Origin of the sequence: Rothia amarae (assembly GCF_042677725.1) — a bacterium.
Lineage (GTDB): Bacteria > Actinomycetota > Actinomycetes > Actinomycetales > Micrococcaceae > Rothia > Rothia amarae.
In genome coordinates this window covers 21,668-43,735 of sequence record NZ_JBHUCN010000009.1, presented here as the reverse complement: position 1 = coordinate 43,735, position 22,068 = coordinate 21,668, and the positions used below count along the sequence as shown (strand labels likewise).

18 protein-coding genes are annotated in these 22,068 nt (G+C 51.5%); 7 read left to right on the top strand and 11 right to left on the bottom strand.

From position 1 onward, the window contains the following. Nucleotides 1-24 precede the first annotated feature (24 nt). From rfbB to ACFR81_RS04980, 7 genes are all read left to right on the top strand, one after another. Entirely contained in the window at nt 25-1,023 is a 999-nt protein-coding gene (gene rfbB, locus ACFR81_RS05010) for a dTDP-glucose 4,6-dehydratase (protein WP_343876169.1), read from the top strand. A 3-nt stretch (nt 1,024-1,026) separates the two neighbouring features. Then, nucleotides 1,027-2,445, top strand: coding sequence for a dTDP-4-dehydrorhamnose reductase (gene rfbD / locus ACFR81_RS05005; RefSeq protein ID WP_190616960.1), 1,419 nt, complete (start codon nt 1,027-1,029; stop codon nt 2,443-2,445). A 228-nt stretch (nt 2,446-2,673) separates the two neighbouring features. Next, nucleotides 2,674-3,390 carry a 50S ribosomal protein L25/general stress protein Ctc gene (locus ACFR81_RS05000; protein WP_190616959.1) on the top strand — a complete coding sequence of 239 codons (717 nt, stop codon included), beginning with the start codon at nt 2,674-2,676 and terminating at the stop codon, nt 3,388-3,390. A 153-nt stretch (nt 3,391-3,543) separates the two neighbouring features. Beyond that, nucleotides 3,544-4,125 carry an aminoacyl-tRNA hydrolase gene (pth, locus tag ACFR81_RS04995; protein ID WP_190616957.1) on the top strand — a complete coding sequence of 194 codons (582 nt, stop codon included), beginning with the start codon at nt 3,544-3,546 and terminating at the stop codon, nt 4,123-4,125. 213 nt (nt 4,126-4,338) lie between these two features. Further along, nucleotides 4,339-5,592, top strand: a complete 1,254-nt coding sequence (locus ACFR81_RS04990; protein ID WP_343876185.1) for a SufS family cysteine desulfurase — start codon at nt 4,339-4,341, stop codon at nt 5,590-5,592. A gap of 24 nt (nt 5,593-5,616) precedes the next feature. Next, nucleotides 5,617-6,075, top strand: a complete 459-nt coding sequence (gene sufU / locus ACFR81_RS04985) for a Fe-S cluster assembly sulfur transfer protein SufU (protein WP_068172714.1) — start codon at nt 5,617-5,619, stop codon at nt 6,073-6,075. Between the two features lie 231 nt (nt 6,076-6,306). Further along, nucleotides 6,307-6,732, top strand: a complete 426-nt coding sequence (locus ACFR81_RS04980; protein WP_068172717.1) for an FAD synthase family protein — start codon at nt 6,307-6,309, stop codon at nt 6,730-6,732. 79 nt (nt 6,733-6,811) lie between these two features. Here the strand turns inward: ACFR81_RS04980 and ACFR81_RS04975 are convergent, their stop codons facing one another. From ACFR81_RS04975 to ACFR81_RS04925, 11 genes are all read right to left on the bottom strand, one after another. Continuing rightward, nucleotides 6,812-7,309 carry a DUF2505 domain-containing protein gene (locus ACFR81_RS04975; protein ID WP_068172720.1) on the bottom strand — a complete coding sequence of 166 codons (498 nt, stop codon included), beginning with the start codon at nt 7,307-7,309 and terminating at the stop codon, nt 6,812-6,814. Between the two features lie 184 nt (nt 7,310-7,493). Further along, complete coding sequence (locus tag ACFR81_RS04970; RefSeq protein ID WP_068172722.1) at nt 7,494-8,123, bottom strand: glycosyltransferase; 630 nt, start codon at nt 8,121-8,123, stop codon at nt 7,494-7,496. 52 nt (nt 8,124-8,175) lie between these two features. Next, nucleotides 8,176-8,625: a glycosyltransferase family protein gene (locus ACFR81_RS04965; RefSeq protein ID WP_068172725.1), complete on the bottom strand. Its 450-nt coding sequence runs from the start codon at nt 8,623-8,625 to the stop codon at nt 8,176-8,178. 29 nt (nt 8,626-8,654) lie between these two features. Further along, nucleotides 8,655-9,893 carry a YveK family protein gene (locus ACFR81_RS04960; RefSeq protein ID WP_343876170.1) on the bottom strand — a complete coding sequence of 413 codons (1,239 nt, stop codon included), beginning with the start codon at nt 9,891-9,893 and terminating at the stop codon, nt 8,655-8,657. Nucleotides 9,894-9,895: 2 nt separating this feature from the next. Continuing rightward, on the bottom strand, nt 9,896-11,410 hold the full coding sequence (locus ACFR81_RS04955) for an oligosaccharide flippase family protein (protein ID WP_145177090.1): 1,515 nt from the start codon (nt 11,408-11,410) through the stop codon (nt 9,896-9,898). After that, entirely contained in the window at nt 11,410-12,708 is a 1,299-nt protein-coding gene (locus tag ACFR81_RS04950) for an O-antigen ligase family protein (RefSeq protein WP_233126056.1), read from the bottom strand. The genes ACFR81_RS04955 and ACFR81_RS04950 overlap by 1 nt, the downstream gene beginning before the upstream one ends. Nucleotides 12,709-12,716: 8 nt before the next feature. Continuing rightward, nucleotides 12,717-13,640 (bottom strand): glycosyltransferase family 2 protein, encoded by a 924-nt coding sequence (locus tag ACFR81_RS04945; protein ID WP_068172736.1) that lies wholly within the window; start codon nt 13,638-13,640, stop codon nt 12,717-12,719. Nucleotides 13,641-13,642: 2 nt separating this feature from the next. Further along, nucleotides 13,643-14,413, bottom strand: a complete 771-nt coding sequence (locus ACFR81_RS04940) for a CDP-alcohol phosphatidyltransferase family protein (protein WP_068172763.1) — start codon at nt 14,411-14,413, stop codon at nt 13,643-13,645. Between the two features lie 390 nt (nt 14,414-14,803). Next, nucleotides 14,804-17,773: a fibrinogen-like YCDxxxxGGGW domain-containing protein gene (locus ACFR81_RS04935; RefSeq protein WP_343876172.1), complete on the bottom strand. Its 2,970-nt coding sequence runs from the start codon at nt 17,771-17,773 to the stop codon at nt 14,804-14,806. A gap of 6 nt (nt 17,774-17,779) precedes the next feature. After that, nucleotides 17,780-18,613: a hypothetical protein gene (locus tag ACFR81_RS04930; protein WP_145177084.1), complete on the bottom strand. Its 834-nt coding sequence runs from the start codon at nt 18,611-18,613 to the stop codon at nt 17,780-17,782. 293 nt (nt 18,614-18,906) lie between these two features. After that, nucleotides 18,907-21,798 (bottom strand): fibrinogen-like YCDxxxxGGGW domain-containing protein, encoded by a 2,892-nt coding sequence (locus ACFR81_RS04925; protein ID WP_343876173.1) that lies wholly within the window; start codon nt 21,796-21,798, stop codon nt 18,907-18,909. Between the last annotated feature and the right edge of the window lie 270 nt (nt 21,799-22,068).

Below are 22,068 nucleotides of genomic sequence, written 5' to 3'. Positions count from 1 at the left end.
ATTATCTCCCGTACCATATAGGGCATGGGAAAAATCTTAGTGACCGGCGGAGCCGGCTTCATCGGTTCAAACTTTGTTCACCACCTCCTAGAGAACACAGATCATTCTGTGACGGTGCTCGATAAGATGACGTACGCAGCTAACGAGAAGTCTTTGGAGGGGCTGGACCCTTCGCGATTTGAATTAGTTAAGGGGGACATCGCAGACCGAAATACTGTAGACCCCTTGGTGGACGAAGCCGATGCCGTTGTCCACTACGCCGCAGAATCCCACAACGATAACTCTCTGAACGATCCCACGCCGTTCATCCATACCAATCTCATCGGAACTTTTACCCTGTTAGAAGCCGTACGTGAGTATAAGACTCGCTACCATCACATCTCCACCGACGAGGTGTTTGGTGATTTAGAACTGGATGACCCCGCCAAATTCACGGAAAAAACTCCCTACAATCCGTCGTCGCCCTATTCATCTACTAAGGCGGGGTCAGATCTTCTCGTGCGCGCGTGGATGCGCTCGTTCGGCATCGAGGCAACTATCTCTAACTGCTCGAATAACTACGGGCCTTTCCAGCACATCGAAAAATTTATTCCCCGCCAAATCACCAATATTCTTTCGGGTATTAGACCCAAGTTGTATGGAGAAGGGTTGAACGTTCGTGACTGGATCCACGCCTCGGATCACTCCTCTGCGGTGCTGACTATCTTGGAAAAAGGCAAGCTGGGGGAGACCTATCTCATTGGTGCCAACGGCGAAGAAAATAACATCACGGTATTGCGCACTATCTTGCGCCTGATGGGTCAGCCCGAAGACGCTTTTGACCATGTAGTTGACCGCCCCGGGCATGATTTGCGGTACGCCATCGATGGCTCTCGGCTGAGAGAAGAGCTGGGGTGGGAGCCACGATTTACCAATTTTGAGTCGGGGTTGGAAAACACGATCGAATGGTACGCCGAGAACCGAGACTGGTGGGAACCTCTCAAAGCTGAGGTTGAAGCTAAATATTTCAAGGTAGGCCAGTAAAACATGACTAAAGAGTTAGCGGTACACACCACCGATATCCCAGGTCTGCTCATTATCGATTTGCCGGTCCACGGCGATAACCGGGGCTGGTTCAAAGAGAACTGGCAACGGGAGAAACTCGTTGCGCTAGGTCTTCCCGATTTTGGACCGGTGCAGAATAATATTTCTTTCAATGCGGCTCGTGGAACAACTCGCGGTATTCACGCTGAGCCCTGGGATAAATTTGTTTCAGTTGCCACGGGCAAGATTTTTGGTGCTTGGGTGGATCTCCGCGCTGGGGATTCTTTGGGTAAAACCGTTACCGTTGAGCTGGGTCCTGATACGGCGGTGTTCGTTCCTCGTGGCGTCGGGAATTCCTTTCAAACCTTAGAAGACAACACTGCCTATACCTACCTGGTGAACGACCATTGGTCGGCAGACGCTCAGGGGGAGTATTCCTTCCTTAACCTTGCGGATGAAACGGTGAATATTTCGTGGCCGATTCCGCTAGAACAAGCGGAATTATCAGAAAAAGACAAGAATCATCCGCGGTTAGCAGATATCCAACCCGTTCAGCCCGCGCCACTTCTCATCGTCGGTGCCGGTGGGCAACTCGGAAAAGAATTGCAGCGTCAGTTGACCGAGCAGAATATTCCTTTCATCGCTGCAGGTAGAGCTGAAATTGACCTGGCTAATCCTTCGGCGTGGGTTGACCGGTATCGATGGCGTTCAATGCGCGGCATCATCAATGCTGCGGCTTTCACCGCCGTTGACGATGCAGAAACCCCTGAAGGACGACGCGCGGCGTGGGCTGCCAATGCCACGGGAGTTTCTGCGCTTGCACAGGTTGCTCGCGACGCTGGAATTCCACTGGTGCATTTTTCCACCGACTACGTCTTTGATGGAACGCTACCGGTGGGACAAAAATATGCTGAGACAGATCCGGTCTCTCCTTTGGGCGTTTATGGCCAATCTAAAACTGCCGGTGAATTTGCTGCTCAGGGTGCGCCGCGGCATTTTGTAGTGCGTACCTCCTGGGTGATTGGTGATGGGAAGAATTTTGTGCGAACCATGCAATCGTTGGCGGAGCGTGGAATCAATCCGGCGGTCGTCAACGATCAGTTTGGGCGCCCCACTTTCACGCAAGAGCTAGCTACTGCCGCACTTCACTTGCTAGATTCCGGGGCGGAGTACGGCATCTATAACGTCACCAACTCTGGTCCCGTTATCTCGTGGGCAGATCTTGCAACTCAGGTCTTTGAACTTTCAGGGCATGACGGCGGGCGAGTCTCTCCTACCTCTACCGCAGAGTATTTTGCCAACGTAGAAACATTTGCTCCCCGCCCCACCAACTCTGCATTGAGTTTGGAGAAGATCGCGGTAGCAGGTTTCACCCCGCGCTCTCACGAAGAGGCATTGGAAACGTATCTTCGGGAACACTAGAAGATTGTGAAGTAGAACTCGCCGAAGGTTGCTTGGGTTATCTTGCTATTTTCGGTGTGAACCCGTCATAATAGGAGAGTTGTTCACACAGTAGAACAACAGCCAAGGCGGTGGAATATCGTGAGGAAACTCCGGTAGGTCCGAGACCGACGGTGGCTGAACTGGAATTTATTTTCTGGCGTCAGTGCACTGCTTGGCGCAATAAATATCCAGTGAAAGGAGTATCTCATGGCAGATACCACCAAACTCGCAGCAACCCTGCGCGAAGACTTTGGCAAGGGCTACGCACGTCGCATCCGCATGGCTGGCGACATCCCCGCAGTAATCTACGGCCACGGTGAAGAGCCCAAGCACGTTGTACTGCCCGGTCACGCAACCACCCTTGCAGCACGTAACGCGAACGCTATTCTTGACCTGGACATCGAAGGTGATTCCACCCTCGTTATGATCAAGGACATTCAGCGCCACTCCATTCGTCCTGAAATCCAGCACATGGACCTCATCCTCGTGAAGCGCGGCGAACGCGTTGAGGTTGAAGTACCTTTGACCGTTCAGGGTGAAGTTGCTGAAGAAGCTATCGCTAACCAGGAAGAAACCGTACTGCTGGTTGAGGTTGACGCACTCAAGGTTCCCGAAGAAATCGTTGTTGACATCGAAGGCCGCAACATCGGTGAGCACGTTCTTGCCGGCGACATCAAGCTTCCCTCTGGCGTTACCCTCGTTGCAGACGAAGAACTGCTCGTTGTTAACGTATCCGAGCCCCAGGAACTTGACGTTCCTGAGCCCGGTGAAGAAGGCGAAACCGACGCTGAAGGTAACCCCATTGAGCTGGACGAAGATGGCAACCCCATCGAACCTGAAGCTCCTGAGGGCGACGTCGTCGAGGCATCTGAAGAATCAGATCAGGCTGGCGAAGCACACGATTCAGACAACTCCCAGGACTAATGTTTTAGCTTCAAGCTAGAACACCATTGGTGTGAGAGATGGCCCGTACCCTGCAGAGCAGGTGCGGGCCATTCTTGTGAGGAGAATTCTTTGCTGGAAAATCTAAAACGTAAACTAGCTGATATAACTGAAAGCTCTAGGGAAAGAGAAAAGATGAGCGACGCATGGTTGATTGTGGGCTTGGGGAACCCGGGCGCTGAATACGAAAAGACTCGCCATAATATTGGGCAGATGGTTATCGATGAGTTAGCAACTGAGGTGGGCGGCTCTTTCAAGCGGCATAAAGCCCGAGCAATGGTGTTAGAGGGACGCCTGGGCATGGGCGGGCCCAAAGTTATTTTGGCAAAGCCGCTCACTTATATGAATACCTCAGGTGGGCCGGTGGCGGGGCTTGCACAGTTCTATGGCATTAATCCAGAGAAAATTATTGCGGTACATGACGAGCTGGACATCCCTTTTGACACAATCAAGCTGAAAATCGGTGGGGGAGAGGGCGGTCATAATGGACTGCGCGATATGTCTAAGGCGCTGGGCACAAAAGATTATTACCGAGTCCGTGCTGGAATCGGGCGTCCACCCGGGCGGATGCAGGTCTCAGATTTTGTGCTGAAGCCCTTTTCCTCTACGGAAGCAAAAGAGCTTCCTTTCTTAGTGGGTAATGCCGCAGACGCCGTCCAATTGCTGATTTCCGATGGTCTGGTAGCAGCCCAACAGAAATTTCACTCGGCATCATAAATTTTTTGCCAGACGCCGTGCCGCTAGGGGGGTAGGTGTTCTCAACTGAGCTTGCCCTTACTACACAATTTTGCGCGCGGGGAATAAGCTATAAAAATATGTCGTTATGCCAAGAGAGCATGAACACGCGTAGATAATCGTCAATAAAAGGAAGAGCACGTGAGCACTAAATACGCTTTGCCAGAGAGTACCCCTCTGAACAATGAAACCGTGATGAAGCTTCGTCAAGACTTCCCCATTCTTTCTCTGGAAGTGAATGGTCACCCGCTCACCTACCTCGATTCCGGTGCTACCAGCCAGAACCCGGTTCAGGTTTTGGATGCCGAACGGAACTTCTACACGGGTGCTAACTCAGCGGTTCACCGCGGGGCACACACCCTGGCTGTGGAATCGACTGACCTCTTCGAAGAGGCCCGTCGTGTAGTTGCCGAGTTCGTTGGCGCCCGTGAAAACGACATTGTGTGGACGGCAAATGCTACTGAAGCGCTGAACCTGGTGACCTATTCTTTTGCGAATGCTTCTGAAGGGCTCGGGGGAGAAGCTGCCCAAAAATTTGCGCTCCAAGAGGGTGACGAAATCGTTGTGACCGAACAGGAACACCACGCGAATCTCATTCCTTGGCAGCAGCTTGCCAAGAAAACCGGTGCTACCTTGCGCTGGATTCCAGTGCTTGAAGACGGAACCCTCAACTATGAGGAAGCCGAAAAGGTCATCACCGCACGCACCAAAGTCCTAGCTTTTACCCATGTGTCTAATGTGCTGGGATCGATTACAGACGTCGATTATCTGGTGAAATTAGGTCGCCAAGCAGGCGCATTTATTGTGCTCGACGCCTGCCAGTCGGTACCTCACATGCCGGTCAACTTCCGCGAACTAGATGTAGATTTTGCTGCCTTTTCAGGTCACAAGATGCTCGCGCCAACCGGTATCGGCGTTCTATACGGTAAGAGCGAGCTCCTCAAAGATATGCCACCTTTCTTGACCGGTGGTTCTATGATCACCAAAGTCACCATGACACAAGCTGAATTCATGGCACCTCCCACCCGCTTTGAAGCAGGTACCCAGAAGGTATCTCAGGTGGTTGCACTTGCTGAGGCGGTACGATACCTGATCCACCTCGGCATGGAAAACGTTCACGCCTGGGAAGCAGAACTGGGCAAACGTCTGGCTCAAGGCGTCAGTGAAATAAGTGGTGTGCGCCTGCTGGGGCCGGCCGTCGGTATGGAGCGAGCCGGAGTTGCTGCAGTACACGTCGACGGCGTGCACCCACACGACGTCGGACAGATTCTTGATACCGAAGGTATCGCCGTTCGAGTAGGGCACCACTGCGCACAGCCGCTCCACCGGGCGATGGGGATTAACGCCTCAACCCGCGCGTCGGGCTACATCTACAACACCACCGACGACGTCGACCGGTTCTTGCAATCCCTCGCCACAGTGCGCCCCTACTTCGACATCAACGACTAATATCAAGCTTTTCTAGGAGTAACGATGAGCGGACTCGAGTCCCTATATCAAGAGATTATTCTTGACCATTCCAAGCAGCGCACCGGTGAAGGGTTCGTAGATCCCGGCACGCATGCCAGCGCCGATAACCACCAGTACAACCCCACCTGCGGCGATGAGATCAACCTCCGCGTTGAGCTCTCGGATGACCGCCAGACCATTGAAAAAGTATCGTGGGAAGGGGACGGCTGTTCCATCTCGATGGCATCTGCCTCAGTTCTATCCGATATGGCTCCAGGAATGAGCTTGGGAGAATTCCAGGAGATGGTGGACAAATTCCGCGAAATGTTGCGCTCGCGCGGACAGATTCAACCCGATGAAGAGTACTTTGGCGACGCTGCTGCTTTCGCAGGTGTCTCGAAATTCGTAGCACGCGTCAAATGTGCAATGCTTTCGTGGGTTGCGGCTGAAGAAGCCACCAAAGAAGCCACTGTAGCGAAGTAAACTTTTTCAGCCTGTATAGATGACGGCGGTTGCAGCAGGAGATGCAACTGCCGTCAGTGTGCGTGCCAAGATAATATGTGACCCACCAGCATGAACGGCATCATATTTTGTCCCCATCCGCTCACGATAGGGGGTATACTGTCCACCAAACTAGGCGCAAGAGGTTTCGGCATGTCAGCTCCTATGTGGCGTAGTATTATTCGCACACTCGTTTTTTGACTAAGGGAATTTATGAATATCGGTTACGCAGCAGGCGCTTTTGATCTTTTCCACGTAGGACACCTTAATATCCTCCGTGAAGCAAAAAAGAACTGCGACTACCTCATCGCAGGCGTGGTTTCAGACGAAATGCTAGAACTGACCAAGGGTCGCAAGCCTATTGTGCCTCTGGCAGAACGCATGGAAATTGTCTCCCACATCGACTTCGTGGACGAAGTACGCGCGGAGACCGTCAAGGATAAGCTAGAGACCTGGGAATCAGTCAAATTCAACACCTTCTTCAAGGGTGATGACTGGAAAGGCACTCCAAAAGGTAAAGATCTCGAAGACCGCTTTGCTGCGGTAGGCGTGAACGTCGTGTACTTCCCCTACACCGCACACACTTCTTCTACAAAGCTACGCGCAGCTCTTGCAGCGCTCACCCCCAACGCTGCATAAGGATCTCATCACTAAAGCACAAGGGCGGTTCCTGAATTTTCAGGAACCGCCCTTGAGCTTTATGGCTTAAAACCGGAAATTACTTCTGCTGAAGCCACTCTTCGATGTAACCACCGAGTTTAGTCATTACTTTACCCACATAAGGCTCAGCGGCAGCAGCAATCTTTTTGCCCACCAAAGGAATACCGCAGGAAACTTCACCGGAAACATTGATAACGGTCTGCTCACCCTGGGGAACCAACTGCTGTGAAGCCTTAGCGGTCACAGGCATGCCCGTAACGTTGATTTCTGATTCTACGGTGCGCGCACCATCTGCTGCAGGCGCAGAAACAGAATCAACCTGAGTCATCTTCAGACCTTTAGAGACAAACTTCTTTGCCATATCAGGAACACGATCTGCACTCACCGCGCGGGTTGAGGTCGCGGTGAAAGCACCCGAAGGATCGCCGTCAACGGAGAAACCTTCAAAACCAATCTTCAACTTATCGCACACAAAACGTGCGAAATCCTCAGACGCAAAAGCCTGTGCAACCTGATCAACAGTTGCGTTTACAGTGGTTGTTTCATTAACAGCCATAACACGTACCTCTCTATGAAATGAAAGCACCCATCGGTGCTCTATCTTCTAATATCTTATACGGAATACGCACAAGGCGCCCAACACGATATGAGCTATAAGCTATCGCATTGAGCGCCCTGTAGAAATCATCAAGCCCTCTAGAACCTGGCGGAATAGGTTATGCCGCCAAAACTATCTCAGACTAACGAGAAAACTTCTCTCCTACGATTCCCAAAACTACTTGCTTCCAACGACGAGCAAACTTGCGTACGTCGTGGCCGGGGGAGGGGGCAAAAGTTTCAAAAACCTCGGAAAGTCGAGCCGATGCTTCGTCAGCACCAGGACGACGACGGGAACCACGATATTTCTCTGGGTTCGCCAAAGCATCATCTAGCTTCTGGTGCAGGTCCTTGGCATCCTGAGCAATAACTGTCTCACCATAAGACTGCATCACCTTGGAGAACTCAACCTGGTGGTTATCTACCACTTCCTCAAGCTCAGCCTGGCGAGGAACAGAAATAGGAATAACTCCGACTTCGCGCGCGTCCAAAATTGAACCGGGGCCGCCCTGCACCAGTACGGCGGTAGCATTCTCGTAGATCTTAAGCAGATCTTTACGAGGCATGCGGTCTACGTTGTCGGTGGAATTACGGGGGCCTTCCGTAAAACCATGCTGAAAGAGGCAAGTTACCTCAGGATGCTGAGTCAGGTAAGACTCTACCCAACCTACCAATCGATCAAATTTGTGATAGTCAGTTCCAATGGAAACCACAAGATCGTAATGAGGCACGTCCTCTTCCACAGGTTTCTGGGGATCGCTGCGTGTTGCCATGCGATTAATCTACTTTCTAAGAGATGGAGTGAGTAAGCAAAGAGCGAGGGAGCTACATAATCGCGCCGATATTAACCGACTCGGGGAATGCCTTCTGCTGCTCTTCCCATTGAACAACAAAAAGGTCGCTCATGGGGTAGCATAAGCGTCCGCTCATTGTCGGCATCGTGATGCGATCGTAAGCTTCGATAAAGACAGTGCGAATGCCTAGAATCTTTGCTACTGCGAAAAAAGAAACTGCGACAGCAGCACCAGACGTGATGACGACATCGGGCTTCTCCCTGCGCAGAGTACGCCAAGCGACTCCCACATTGCGCACGGCATTTGGAATGTTGCGAGTAGTGGGGAAATAAACCCAATCAATCTTCTCGCCGTCCAACGCCGCTTTTACCTCAGGTAGCTCAAAAGTTGCCCAGGTGCGATCGTGTTGTTTCCAGAACTTATCAATAGCGATGAGCTGGGCAAGGTGACCGCCCGCGCTCGCTACATAGAGTGCTTTCATTGTGTTGTTATCCCCCAAAGATGTGTTGCTTAAGATGCCAGATAGACGTATTCGATATCGGCGTGTGAAGTGCGTGCTGCGAGCTGAGCGAATTCACGAAGTTGTGCGGATTCGGTGGAAGAATCCACCACGATCAGAGCTGCCCCTAGATTTTCAGCTGCTGAGAGAACCTCAGAGAATCCTGCTTCATGCGAAGCAACAACGACGGTTGGCTGATCAGCTACTGCCTGGAATGTCGGCTCATTGGAAAGCGCCGTTGAGATGGAGTCGGTGAAATGAACGTTTTCCTGAGAAATAGATTCACCCACGACCGAAGCATACTGCTCTGCCAGCTGAGGGGTCGGCGAGTAGACGATGACTCCGCGGTGATCTTCTGAAGAAACATGTCCGACAGGAGCGCCCAACGCCATCAGTGCCCGGCGAGTATCCTCAACCTCGGAACCGCGACGAATGTGAGACACAGGACCCCGAACAACCTCTTCGGCACGATCAGCATGAGCCAGTTTGCGGGCACGAGAGTCTGCAATCCATGCCAAAACAGCTCCAATGAGAAGACCGAGGCAAGCACCCACCAAAGCAGTCTTGAGCATGCCCAGGTTCTGGGATGCCTGAGGAGCCTTAGCTTCGCTGATAACACGGCCAGCTTCAGTGTTCGTCAGCTGAATCTGAGCAAGCTTTTCAGTCAGAGTTGCCTTGACCTGCTCTGAAGAATCCTTAGGAAGATTATCCAGTTCTTTCTTAGCTTCCTTAGCAGCGGCGTCTACGCGCTCCTGTGCTGCTTCGGTGCGTACCTTCAGGTAGGACTTCGCGATGGAGTTAGCGTAAAGTGCTGCGTCTTCGGGATTATCTGCAGTTGCAGTAATATCCATGACCTCGGTACCGGAGTGAGGTGCTACCTCAACGTTGTGTACCAAACGTGAGACGAGCCCTTGGTCGTTGACGTCGATTTCCTTAGCAGCTTCTTCAGCTACTTCACGAGAAGCGGCAACACCTGCTTCTGTATCAATCTTCAGAGTGAGCTGGTTGCTTGCCAATGCATTGGGGTCTGGCGAGACGGGGGTCGCCAAAACGGTAGCGGTTGCTTGATATTTGGGAGTTGCTGCAACCGAAGCCAGGGCGCCTAAGATAGCGCCAATAATGACGGCGGTCAGAATAATCAGAGGATGACGAAGCATCTTCTTGAGCTGGTCGGAGAGCGAAACTGCCCCTACCGCCTGATTTGAACGCTGCGAATCCCCACTCGCTCTGCGTGCTGCTACTTTAGCCATGTTTAGTTGCTCTCTTTCGATGCAAAGTGTTTACCAATTCTTTTTTTCTTTTTTCGAGATTTGAAAATCATCTCGACGCCCATCGCGTGTCTAAAGACGTAGAGCAGGATGCCGTAGATCGGAATCACGATGGCCGCGTAGACAAAGAGTTGAACCCAGCCCATCCCCATGAACCAAGTTACTCCTAGCGCGCCCAAAAGAGGTACCCCCACGCCTGCAAGCATGATGGGGAACATTTCGGTGGGTTTTGCGCTAATACCTACTAATTTCAGAACTTCATAGGAAGCCAAAGCGGTATCCACCAGAATAGCTGCGGCCCATGCCGTTACTGCTCCCCAAATCCCATAGGTAGGTACCAAGAGGAAATTTAGGATGAACGAAACAGCCAGCGAGGACAGCTTGTTATAGAGCTGCCACCGCGACTTACCGCTCATCAGTAGAACTGACTGGACACCGCCGGCTGCCATCATAATCATCATGGCAGGGCAGATCACCCAGAGAATTCCTGCGCCCCGGTCGAATCCCTGACCAAAAACGGTCATGAGAACAGGTCCGAAGAACGCCAACGTGATGTAGAAGGGCCATCCAATTGCGATGAGGGCTCTGGTATTTCCTAAAAAGATACGACGAGCTTTATCCAACTCGTTGGTGGCGATAGCCGCGCTGATAGAGGGGCCGGTTACAATTCGACCGGTGTGTTCTACCATCACGCCCATGCGCACCATACGGTTGACGGCGCCGTAGATACCCGAGGCGACAACGCCGCCATATGCTGCCACAAAAAGTACGTCGATCCATTCGAGGATGGATTCAACCACTGCAGAAACACCGCGTGCGGCGCTAAACCCCCAAAAGGTTTTGGCGGTCTCTGCAGGAACGCTACCTTCTGCGACATCGTCTTCAGCGCGCGGCATGTATTTGCGAACCAAAACCAGGGCGATCAGTCCAACAATCACCACAGGAATTGCCCATGCCAGTGCCAAAGACAACATTGAGCCAGCCATGCTTACTACCAGCAACACTGCCAAGATGCGCAGAGTGGGCAGAAGAACATTCTGGAGAGCGGTAAAAGTAACCACTCGGTTGAGACCGCGAAGCACGCCAAAACAAATTGTCATGGCGGCAGCGGCAATCAAGAACGGTGCGGAGACAATTACTGCCACCCGGTAGTCATGATCTAGTGACGGAGTCAGTGCCGGCAAAGTATAAATGAGTGCCACTACAGTGAGCCCGATAGCAATGCACAGCGAAGGAATAGTCGCAAAACGAATCAAACGCGGTATTGCCGAGTAACGACCCACCGCCCGCTGGGCAGAAACCGTACGAACCAAACCCGTGTCCGAGCCAAAAACCGAAAGCGACGTGCCAATCGTGAAAAGCGCCATCACCTGGAAAAATAGACCCGCGCCAGCTTCGCCTAGCCCGTGCGTTACTACTAAGGTAGCGACGAACGCCGCGATTGCTCCATAGACTACGAAGAGGGATGAAAATGCACCGCTCTTAGCAAGTGAGGGCATTAAATCCCCTCCCCATTAACTTGAGATCTCATAATCATGGTCAGACACAGCATCATGGCTGCCATCTGCATAATGTCAAAGCTGTAGAAGATAAAGACGCAGATCGCAGTGACAGGTACCGAATGAATCCATAGCCCAGCTGCAGACTGCACATCCCAGGTGGAGATGATGGAGGAAAGCATGAAGATGACGAACAATGCAAGCCCCACTAACCCAAAGCAGAACATCAGAGCCCACAGGTAACCCTGAGTGCCCATAGAAATACCAATGGATACATTCATTCGAGACGTGCCGTAGCCGACCACAGGCGACTGCATGACGGCGTCCCACGTTGCCTGATACAGCGAAGCACGACCGCCGGTAGAATCTGAATATTCCTGGCGGCCAAGAATCTTGGCAATAGCACCTGAAGCAAACAGACCTGCGACAGCAAGCGCTGCAGCGACCACCGAGTAGAAAGCGACTTTCAAGTTACCGCTGAGTACATAGCGAAGCACTACATACACCACGGCGATGCCCAAGCCAATGAACATTCCACGGTTACTGGTAGCGATGGCAGGCACCAAGCCCAAAATAATGGAGATACCCAAAATAATTTTGGTGCGAAGCTTATCGGCTGCCATCAAGGTGGCAATCACGACCGGCGTCAAGAAAGTGAACGCCAGACCCCAGCTATTAGCATAAGGAAACGGTGCCGACGGGCGAATATATGGCTCAGGAGCGCCCCAAGGTAACTGGATTTCAGCCAGCGGTGGCATGACGTAGTCACGAACCAATTCGTTCTGTTTCAACCCGCCAGGAAGCAAAAAGCTCATAGGGGTAGTGAGGCGGAACTCTGGGAAGAGCAAAGCCAAATAGCCCAAAATCACCACGGTGTACCAGACCGTGACGAGACCGCCCATCAGCCCTTGATTGGTGATAGATGTACGTGCATTGAAGAAATACACGCCGTAGATACCTACGTTGAGAATATTTACCCAACGAAGACCCCACGCCAAAATATCGCTACCCCCGTGAAGGGATACTGTAGACACCACGCACCAAAAAATAAGGGCAAACCAAATCCACTGTGTCTTGTAGACCAAGATGTTTCTGCGCACCACCATATAGAAGACCATGATGATGGCGAGAATAGTAGGGGCAAACTGACCCAAGCCAAGAGCCCAGATCAGAGGAAAACCATACAGAAGAGTATAAAGAGGCCAGGCAGGTAACGCTGGAATCTTTGAATACGCTGAATCAACAGAGCTTCTTGCAAAGCGTTCGCCCTGTTGAGGCATAAAGAGGGTGGAAAGCATTAGACGCCTTAAAGACCGCGACCGGTTTTGTTGACCAGATCGAGAAGGGTCTGTGGCTTGATAACGCCGGTGGAAACAACATAGGCTGCCCATCCGCGCAACTGCGCAGGGTTGCGACGGAGGGTAGATTTAGCGTACGCCTTAGCCATTTCGCGATTGCCCAAAGCTGCATACGCAAACGCAATCTGACCCGCGATGCGAGCAACGCCCTTGGGGTGACGTTCGAATTCAGGAAACTTGCGCAACATGTAGGTTAGACCGTCAATCATTGACTGCCATTTACCGGCAAAGAAGGAGGGGCGATCCCACAGTACCAAAATGAGTGCCTCGGGAACGGAAGCTACCGGACCAAAACGGGTGGCGCGCAACAACAAGTCGTAGTCTTCACCGTAAGCCGCCGGAAGATCTTCATCTACGGGGCCAATTTTGCCAGAAGTCAGCAAATCTTCACGGCGGTAAAGCATTGCTGAAGGGTGAATCTCGGTAATGCGGGAAATCAAGAAGTCATCAAAAGTTGCGGTAGCGGGTGCCAGGCGTTCAATATCTTGCCCACCCGAGCGCACGGTAATACCGGAAGAAATGGCTGAAGCTTCAGGGGTCTTTTCCCATAGCTCGATTTGCTTGCGAATTTTGGTGGGATACCAGTAATCGTCATCGTCACAGAAACCGATGAATTCACCGGTTGCGGTGGAGATACCAGTGTTGCGACCACCTGCAAGACCTTGCGGACCGTTGTTCAGAACGGTCTTCAAAGTGCGGTTCGAAGGAATCTCTAAATCGGAGAGCGAATCGATTTCCACATGGTCAAAAACAACAATGACCTCGATGGGACCTGCGTAGTCCTGCTCAAAGATGGAGCGGACGGCGGTGCGCAAGAGCTCAGGGCGCGAACCAATAGTTGCAATAACTGCTGAAACCTGAGATGTAGTCATGTTTATGCCTCCTGGGCGGGCTGCGAGAGTGAAATAAATTTACGGCGCATTGAGAGCGCTGTAGTTGCGAAGTTAGCCAGGAATAGAAGTCCGTAGACCACGATGAAGCCCCAACCCCATCCCCAGAAAATGAAGATCCAGCAGAAAGTGCCGGCATCCATATGTAGGTTGATGAAGGAGCGCATGGTTCCACCGGCTGGAGGGGCAGCTGTTTTGCGCTTGGTGCGCAACTGCTCCGCGAGAATCTGGCTCATGAAGTGGCCAACGGTGAGTACAGCAAAAGCCATAGGAAGCCACCACAGAGCCCAGCCGTGTACAGGCCAGTGATCCTGGAAGCGGATGAAACCGACGAGGATTGCCAAATGCTGGGCAGGGGTACGGATGGAATCCACCACGTGATCGAGCCATTCGCCTGCAGGAGATGATGCTCCGGTGACTCGGGCTACCTGGCCGTCGGCAGAGTCCATGGCATAACCCAACGCAAAGAAAACTGCGACTAACAGGGCTGTCCAGAATGAAGGTTCGAGAAAAATCAACGCTAAGATGCCCACGAGTGAGAGGGCAGAGCTGATGGCGGTGACGCCGTTGGGGGTAACTCCAAATTTGACCGCTGCCGCTGCAAAGTAACGGGCAAAACGACGGTTTACCCAGCGGGTATAGGCGGGAACGCCATGCCCTGGTTTCTGTGCAGCTCCCAAAGCTGCAAGAGTATCTCGAAATCCTGTTGGCTGAGATGAAGATCTAAGGTGCGAACTCAAGTGTATTTGACCCATCATGTTGATCCGTTGATAAAGGAAATAACCTTTATATACGGTCGTATTTATCGTTAGCGAGTATGTATGGGCGTAAATTACCCATTGGTATGCAAAATACTACCGATGTGCACGTTAGAAAGCCGGTAGCAACTCCATTTAATCGAGTTTGTGGGGCATTATGTGCCTAGTGAAGCGCTGTTTTGAGCGGTCTACATCACTTAGGTACGTAATCACCATCAAATAAGTGGCGAATCCTGAAGAATTATTCTGACCTTCCGACCCTATATTGGGTGCTCAGATGAAAAGAGAAATCGCTATAGAACAGCGGGTCCAAAAGTTTGTCAGAACTTTTGGACCCGCTGTTTTCGCCTGGCATTTCACCAATAAAATATTGATGAAGCTATTGGCTTACTTCTTTAAAGTTGCCTGCATATCAAAGCTCACTCCAGCATTGGACTGGCGGTAGCCATGAACTGAAACAGCAATAACGTTCTTACCCTGCTTCAATGAAGAAGCTGGAATGCTAACTTCAAGAGGAGAATTGATTCCCTGATCGTTGGTTTTGGAGCTACGTGCAAGTGAGAAAGGAGTAATCGTTCCAGTCGCCATGTTGTCGCGCTTGACTTCTTGACCATTCACGTAGAGAACAGTGCCATCGTCTGAACGGTAATTTAGAACCAGGTTCTGGTAATCAGCCGGGTTATTGATGGTGATTTCTTTACGAAGGTAAATGGAGGAAGGCTGGCGCCATGGAGTGTTATTCAGCTGAGTCTTCAGACTTGGAACATTCCAACCCATTGGAGTTGCGGCATTACCCCAGGAACGTACTGTGGTGTCGTAATTCTTCCATGTATTGCTGATGAACCAGGGGCTTACCTGATAGTTCCAGTTATCACCGTAGGCAACTGCCACCTTGTCCTCTACTACCGGAGCCGGAGTAGTGGGCGCGGGAGTGGTAGGTGCCGGGGTAGTGGGCTCAACAGTAGGCTCTGTTGTAGGTGCCGGGGTAGTAGGCGCTGGAGTAGTAGGTTCAGCAGTCGGAGTTGCGGCTGCAGTCGCTACTGCAACCGGAGTAGTTTCCGAGTAGTTACCGGAATCATCAACCGAGCGCACGAAGTACCGTGAATCACCAGTATTCTTAATTTCGAAAGTGGTTTGACCCTTGGGCACAGTTGCAATGACGCGGTTGTTGCGAAGAACCTGGTAAGTAGTACCCGCAGAGGTATTGCTCTTCCACGTCAACTTATCTATGCCGTCCACGGTAGTAACCGCAAGGTTAGAAGGAGCTGCAGCGGGAGTAACGTCTGCAGGGGTGTAGCGAGCGAAACCAACGGTATTTTGGACGCCGGAAGCACCCATGGTCTTGGTGATGTCGCCGCCAACCCACAGGTTACCCTTGGAATCAGTAAAGCTTTCCCAAATTCCATGACCCTTTTCACCGGAGATGATGGGGTTGAACTTAGGCAGAACCTGACCGGTCTTCGCATCAAATGCGCCAATGAGGCGAATCATATCGATGTTCTTGTTCTCATTCCACGGACCGTCGTGGGTTTCTCCGCCTTCATAGACCCAGTCGCCACAGTGGCAAGCTCCATAAATAACGTCGCCGATCTTGGAGATGTCCTGGAAATCGCCACCTGATTTAGTGATGGATGAAGAGAGCCGGCTCATATCTGACGTGCGGTACTGAGCGAGAAGGTGCTCAGCGCCACCGGCAAATACGGTGTCCCCAGCGGTCTGAACATCAAACTGGAATCCCTGCTTACCTTCGGTAGCGGGATTGGTGTAGGAAAGCTTCCAGTTCCAATCCTTCAACTTCTTGCCGGTAGTGGGATCAAGAGACGCCAACTTGTACTGAGAATCAGTGCCATTGGTGGTGAAGTAGCCGGCTGCATATACGCCTGAGCCGTCATCCGCGGCGGAGATACCGTTTACTGTACCGTTGAAGTTTGGACGCCAGTTCCAGTCCACAGAGCCTGACTTTATATCAAAACGGGAAGCATTACGTGCGTAAGCAAAGTTTGTCGAAGTTGCACCCTTGACATGGGTGAAGGAACCACCGATGTAGAGGTAGCCGTTCTTTTCCTGGATGGTCTTAACTACTGAAGCTGCGCCACTGAGACGGTTTTCGACCTTCCAATCAAAAGTATGATCAATTTGACCGGTGGCGGGATCAAGCACAACAAAACCTGCAGCCGGCTCACCATTGACCTCGGTGAATTCACCACCTACAGCAAGCTTGCCGTTGGAGAGACCTTCAACAGCCTTGATCTGACCGTTGAACTTTGGTGTGAAGCCGCGGACTAATTCCTGGGTATCTAGGTCGAATCCAGCGAGGTAACCTTGATCGACTACTTCACCAGAGCGGCTGACAACGTTCTTGAAATCGCCACCGGTAAAGACTGTGTTACCCACCTGAGAAATAGCCTGAACGCGAGTGTTCATTTCGGTAGTTGCACCAGTACCTGACTCGGTGGAGGTACGCCACTTCATGGTGGAGGAGTAGTTATTGGGAAGCTGGGTTTGCTTCTCGGCACCCCAACCCGCATCAGGAATATCCTGGAAGCCTGCGTCATCCTGGGTCAAGGTGGGGCGCACATAAACCTGGGTGAAAGGCATAGCCGAGCGACCGGTAGGAGTCCACAAGTAGGAGCTGGCAGAATTAGTGCCGGTCATGTAAGCACCATAGCTGAATCCAAGCTTCCAGTTGAAATCTGCAGTTGTAGTGAACGACATCGCATTCATGCGATTGTTCCAGTTACCTACGCGGCCGATGCTTGAAGCGTAGCTTGCGTCGCCGTCGTAGCCTGCGGGGTTATCAAAGGAAATATTGGACCAGGAAGCGTAGCCCTGTAGTGCCCATGACCAGCGGTTGGTACGATCGCGGTGCGCACGGACTTCCTGCCATGCAGAACCATCAGTGTTGGCAGCGCGCTTAAAGCGAACACCGTCTTTGAGGTCAGAGGGGGACTTGCCATCGAGTAAGCCGTTGACGGTATCAGAAGGGAGCTGAACGGGCGTGAAAGCGTCGGTGCCATCGGGATTAGATGCTAGGTCAGCAGCCTTGCCCTTGCCGGCGTATTCTTCGCTCCAGCCTTCACGGCCGCGGCCAATCAGAACCCAGCCGCCGCCGTCAGTTTCCTGGTCGCAGTAAAACTGCTCAGGAGCTTCCATGGCAGGGGTGTACAGCCAATAAGAGCCCGATTTTGAAGAAGGGTCATTTTTCTTGATTTCATAGCAGGATGCTGCCGCTTTATCGCTGGAAGAACCATCGACGGTGGGTGCTGCCTGCGCTACGGTCAGCGGCAACAGCGAAGCGCCCAAGGCGAATGCTGCTGCAGAGGCTGCTACCGAGCGTGCGAGTGATATTTTTTTCATAATTCTTTAGCAATCCGGGTTATTGGGAAAATCGTGGGAGGCAATTTTCCAGCTGCCGTTATCTTCAACAAGAGTGAAGATGTTGAGTGATTTTTTGGGGGTATTGGGGTCGGTTAGCGTGTTGCCAGCGCTGTCTTTGACCTTTACATCGGATGAATCGATGCAAACTTCAAGAACCTTCGCGGGAGCACCGTTGTACTTTGAATCAGCAACTTTGGGCTCACCTACGATTTTAGAGGTCCCCTCCTGCTTCCAGTCATTGGTTCCAAATTCCAGGGCGTTAGCGGAAAATTCATCGCTAGCGCTACCGGTGGAGACCTTTTCAATGTCGGAGACTGTTTTATCATCCAGAGCAAGGTTCGGGGTATTGGTGTTATCTTCCTTGGCGCTACTCGCTGAGTCGCTTTCCTTGTCCGATTTAACTTCTACAGTTCCTACAGCAGTGAGTACTTTTTCGTAAGAAGAATAAAGGTCTTGAGTCTTAGTGACTTGCTCGTTCGAGAGGTCAGTAGATTTTGCCGAAGAGAGAGCCTCAGCACCCGCATAGTTTTCTGAAGGAGCATCCGCAGAGTCTGATTCTTTGTTCTCCGCTGCTTTGGAGGTGGCAGCATTTGCCGAAGGAGATGCCTTCTGTGAGGTGCTCGCCGAAGTGGTGGGGGAGGGGGTCGCGCTAGATGCGGAAGCTGAAGTCGACGATGCCGCGGAGGAGGAAGATTCCGCAGGAGCCGAATCAGTGGAATTGTCGGAGCAACCGCTTAAAAGAAGCGTTGCCACTAAGGATACCGACAGCACAGCGGGGGCTACCAGCTTTTTCTGCGTGCGATATTGAGTTAAGTACATATGTGCCTCTAAAGTGATGTGGCGATTCAGCCCTCTTGATGAGAAGAGAGCGTCTTTCGGATCAAAATATTTTTATGCTTGCGAGCGATGCGATTTTTCCCTCAAATATTATTTCCCGGGAAAATAATCAGCTGTTCTAATTTTAGATTTGTTGCCTCAGATAATCATTCACCAATTTGTACCCATATATGTGTTGTGGTGGGAGATGTGGACTACAAAATTCAGCATTTTGGGTGGAGGGGCTGGCGAAGAGTATCCGCACCAGCCCCTTGCCTGGGGATAATAAGCTGTCCCTATTGTGGGTTACGCACTTCTCTATCAAGTGCTATTTGAGTGTCAAATGAAATGGGACTGTTGCGCCAATTCGCGTGTGTTTCAACCGCAATTACGTTGGGGCCTTCTACCAGTTGATTAGGCGAAACGTCGATTACAAGAGGAGCGGCAGTTGCACTTGATTGCGACGGCGCTGTGTTTGCATATGTGGTAAAAGTAGGTTGCTGAGCGGAGATATTCTTACGCCCCACTTCCTTCCCGTTAAGGTAAACCACCACTCCATCGTCAGCTACGGTACTAATCTGAAACTTCTTGACTTCGTCCAAAGAATTCACAGAAATTTCTTTACGGAAATAGACACTTATAGGTGATTTATCACCGCGATCGATGACGGTAGCCAAGTTAGAACCACCCCAGCCCAGCGTCGAAACACCTGAACTCCACCCAGTTTCAGTCGTCGCGACGTCCTTCCACGAAGAATCTAAAGCAGCTAGACCGAGTTTGTACTGCCACTGGTCTCCGGTAGAGACGACTTTTTGAGAAATGATCTCGGGAGTAGGAGTTGCTGGGGTTGACGGTGTGACGGGAGAGAGAACCACTGGCGTAGAAGCTGAGATGTTCCCCGCACTATCCATTGCACGGACAAAGTAGCGTGCTCCGTCCTGATGATTCAGAGAGAAAGTTGATTCAGAGGTCGAGCCCACCACACGGTTATCTCGAATAATTTGGTAGACAACACCGCTTTCAGCACTCTTTGTCCAGCTCAATTTATCTGTTGCGTTATCAACGGAAACTTGAAGATTTGTAGGAACCATAGGAGCTGCTGAATCCCGAGGAGCAAATCGGGCAAAACCTACAGTATTCTGCACCCCATAAGCACCGAGTGAAGTGGCGATATCGCCACCTGCCCACAACACACCGTTTGAATCAGTGAAAGATTCCCAGACGCCGTTGCCATGAAAGCCTTTGAGTTGCGGGTTGAACTGGGGGAGGTATTTACCTGTTTCCGCATCCCAAGCACCCATCAAACGAATCTGTTGCACATTGGTTGCTTGATTCCAGGCGTTCTTCCACGAGTCTGCGTCCTGGTACATACCATCGCCGCAGTGGCATCCTGCGAAAACAACTCCGTTGTGGTAGCTCAAATCCTGGAAATCTCCGCCGTCTTTGGTGATGGAGCTAGAAAGACGAGTGAAATTATCTTTTGTGTATTGGGAAATCAGGTGCTCTGTTCCGCCGGTCCAGACTGATCCTCCGACATCCTGAACATCAAATTGATAGCTCCACTCTGGAGTGCGTGCCTCCTCGAAGCTGGGCTTCCAGTTCCACTGCGCTGTCAGCTTGGCATCCACTGTGTTCAGCGAGGCGAGGCGAAACGCTGACTCCGTGCCCACCGTAGAAAAATATCCGGCTGCAAAGACTTGCTTGCCATCTGCGGAGGCATTGATACCGTTGACCGTTCCATTGAACAAAGGGCGCCACGTCCAGTCCACCCCGCCGTTATCCAAGCGGAACCGGGTTGCGTTCTTAGAATATGCGGCAACTGATGACGTATTGCCGCGGGCATGCGTAAAGGTTCCACCTACATAGAGGTAGTTGCCTTGAACATCAAGAGTATTTACTGCTACGACTCCGCCAGTATTTCGGTTTTCTAATCCGATGTTCCACGAAGTGTCAGTGACACCTGTTGCCGGATCAAGCAGCACTAACCCGGCTGCTGGTTTACCGTTGACCTCAGTGAATTCGCCGCCCACTGCCAACTTGCCGTTGGGCAAACCAATGACGTTTTTAATCTGCCCGTTAAAGGTGGGGGTAAAACCGCGTACCAACTCACCGGTATTAACATCAAAACCAGCTAAGAATTGCTGATTCACTACTTCGCCGTCAGCGCTCACCAGATTCTTAAAGTCGCCACCAACGAACACAGTATTTCCGACCTGTCCGAAAGCTTGTACCAGGGTGTTGTGCTCACCCACTACGCCAGTTCCAGTTTCATTGGAAGTACGCCAGCGCATCTTTTCTGAATAACTGTTGGGCAGGGCATGCTGGGTATTTGCCGGAGTACCTGAATCTGCAATATCCGCAAACTTAAGATCGGACTGAGTAAGTTTAGGGCGCAGAAAGACTTGCGTGAAAGGAATAGCATTGCCAGCTGTGGGAGTAGCACCCCAAAGGTAAGAGGTTGCGTTATTCTCACCGTAAACACTAGGACCAAAGGCGAAACCGAGATTCCAGTTCTGAGCTGCTTTGCCCGCAAAAAGAATGGTGTTGACCGTAGAGCTGTACTGAGCAATACGATCCATAGTCCCAGGGTAGGTTTTGCTCCAGGGAGAAGTAGGGCCGTTATCGAAAGAGATATTGGACCAGTTAGCCCATGAAGAAAGCGCCCACGACCAATTCTGAATCTGGTCACGGTGAGCGTAAGAATTTTGCCATTTTGTTCCCGCTTTATCGGTGGCACGGTAAAAGCGCACACCGTCGTCTAGGGCGCTGGGTGCTTGCCCATTCAGGAGGGCATCCACGGTAGTGGATTTAAGCTGAACGGGTGAAAAGGCATCAGTACCATCCGGGTTAGCCGCGATATCTGCTTCATTGCCCTTGCCCTCGTAGGTATCGGTCCAGCCTTCACGACCGCGGCCGATCATAACCCAGCCTCCACCATTGGTTTCTTGGTCACAGTAAAACTGGGCAGGGGCGCTCATCTGGGGAGTATAAAGCCAGTAAGATCCAGATTTTGAGGCGGGATCATTTTGCTTGATTTCATAGCAGGACGCCGCAGCGGTAGCACTGCTCAGACCATCCGTTTTGGGAGACGTAGCTGGCTCAGCTTGTGCTGGAAGAGCTACTAATGAGATGCCGCTCAAGGCGATTAGGGTAGCTGTCGTCATTTTTTGACGTAGTGAAATTTTCATAAAGCCTCATGGGGAAAATGCGAGAGATTTCAAAGTGTGTGTTTGAACCGATGGTTGTACGGAGCAACAGACAATGTCATTTTAGGTTACTGAGCGGTAAATAATGCTCAAGACATGAACGGCAACTAGAGCTAATCAACAGCTTCTGGGCTTTGTGTAGAACACTATTGATTTAGTTGCCAGCTCTATATGACAGATGCGCGGGCAGATTCTGCTTTAAAAGCTATGAGCCGCTCGTTGAAAAATCATGAATGATTTTTCAACGAGCGG

Bases quoted from the DNA above. Each gene is read 5' to 3' on its own strand.
- rfbB (WP_343876169.1), top strand. From the start codon at position 25: ATGGGAAAAATCTTAGTGACCGGCGGAGCCGGCTTCATCGGTTCAAAC.
- rfbD (WP_190616960.1), top strand. From the start codon at position 1,027: ATGACTAAAGAGTTAGCGGTACACACCACCGATATCCCAGGTCTGCTC.
- ACFR81_RS05000 (WP_190616959.1), top strand. From the start codon at position 2,674: ATGGCAGATACCACCAAACTCGCAGCAACCCTGCGCGAAGACTTTGGC.
- pth (WP_190616957.1), top strand. From the start codon at position 3,544: ATGAGCGACGCATGGTTGATTGTGGGCTTGGGGAACCCGGGCGCTGAA.
- ACFR81_RS04990 (WP_343876185.1), top strand. From the start codon at position 4,339: ATGAAGCTTCGTCAAGACTTCCCCATTCTTTCTCTGGAAGTGAATGGT.
- sufU (WP_068172714.1), top strand. From the start codon at position 5,617: ATGAGCGGACTCGAGTCCCTATATCAAGAGATTATTCTTGACCATTCC.
- ACFR81_RS04980 (WP_068172717.1), top strand. From the start codon at position 6,307: ATGAATATCGGTTACGCAGCAGGCGCTTTTGATCTTTTCCACGTAGGA.
- ACFR81_RS04975 (WP_068172720.1), bottom strand. From the start codon at position 7,309: ATGGCTGTTAATGAAACAACCACTGTAAACGCAACTGTTGATCAGGTT.
- ACFR81_RS04970 (WP_068172722.1), bottom strand. From the start codon at position 8,123: ATGGCAACACGCAGCGATCCCCAGAAACCTGTGGAAGAGGACGTGCCT.
- ACFR81_RS04965 (WP_068172725.1), bottom strand. From the start codon at position 8,625: ATGAAAGCACTCTATGTAGCGAGCGCGGGCGGTCACCTTGCCCAGCTC.
- ACFR81_RS04960 (WP_343876170.1), bottom strand. From the start codon at position 9,893: ATGGCTAAAGTAGCAGCACGCAGAGCGAGTGGGGATTCGCAGCGTTCA.
- ACFR81_RS04955 (WP_145177090.1), bottom strand. From the start codon at position 11,410: ATGCCCTCACTTGCTAAGAGCGGTGCATTTTCATCCCTCTTCGTAGTC.
- ACFR81_RS04950 (WP_233126056.1), bottom strand. From the start codon at position 12,708: ATGCTTTCCACCCTCTTTATGCCTCAACAGGGCGAACGCTTTGCAAGA.
- ACFR81_RS04945 (WP_068172736.1), bottom strand. From the start codon at position 13,640: ATGACTACATCTCAGGTTTCAGCAGTTATTGCAACTATTGGTTCGCGC.
- ACFR81_RS04940 (WP_068172763.1), bottom strand. From the start codon at position 14,413: ATGGGTCAAATACACTTGAGTTCGCACCTTAGATCTTCATCTCAGCCA.
- ACFR81_RS04935 (WP_343876172.1), bottom strand. From the start codon at position 17,773: ATGAAAAAAATATCACTCGCACGCTCGGTAGCAGCCTCTGCAGCAGCA.
- ACFR81_RS04930 (WP_145177084.1), bottom strand. From the start codon at position 18,613: ATGTACTTAACTCAATATCGCACGCAGAAAAAGCTGGTAGCCCCCGCT.
- ACFR81_RS04925 (WP_343876173.1), bottom strand. From the start codon at position 21,798: ATGAAAATTTCACTACGTCAAAAAATGACGACAGCTACCCTAATCGCC.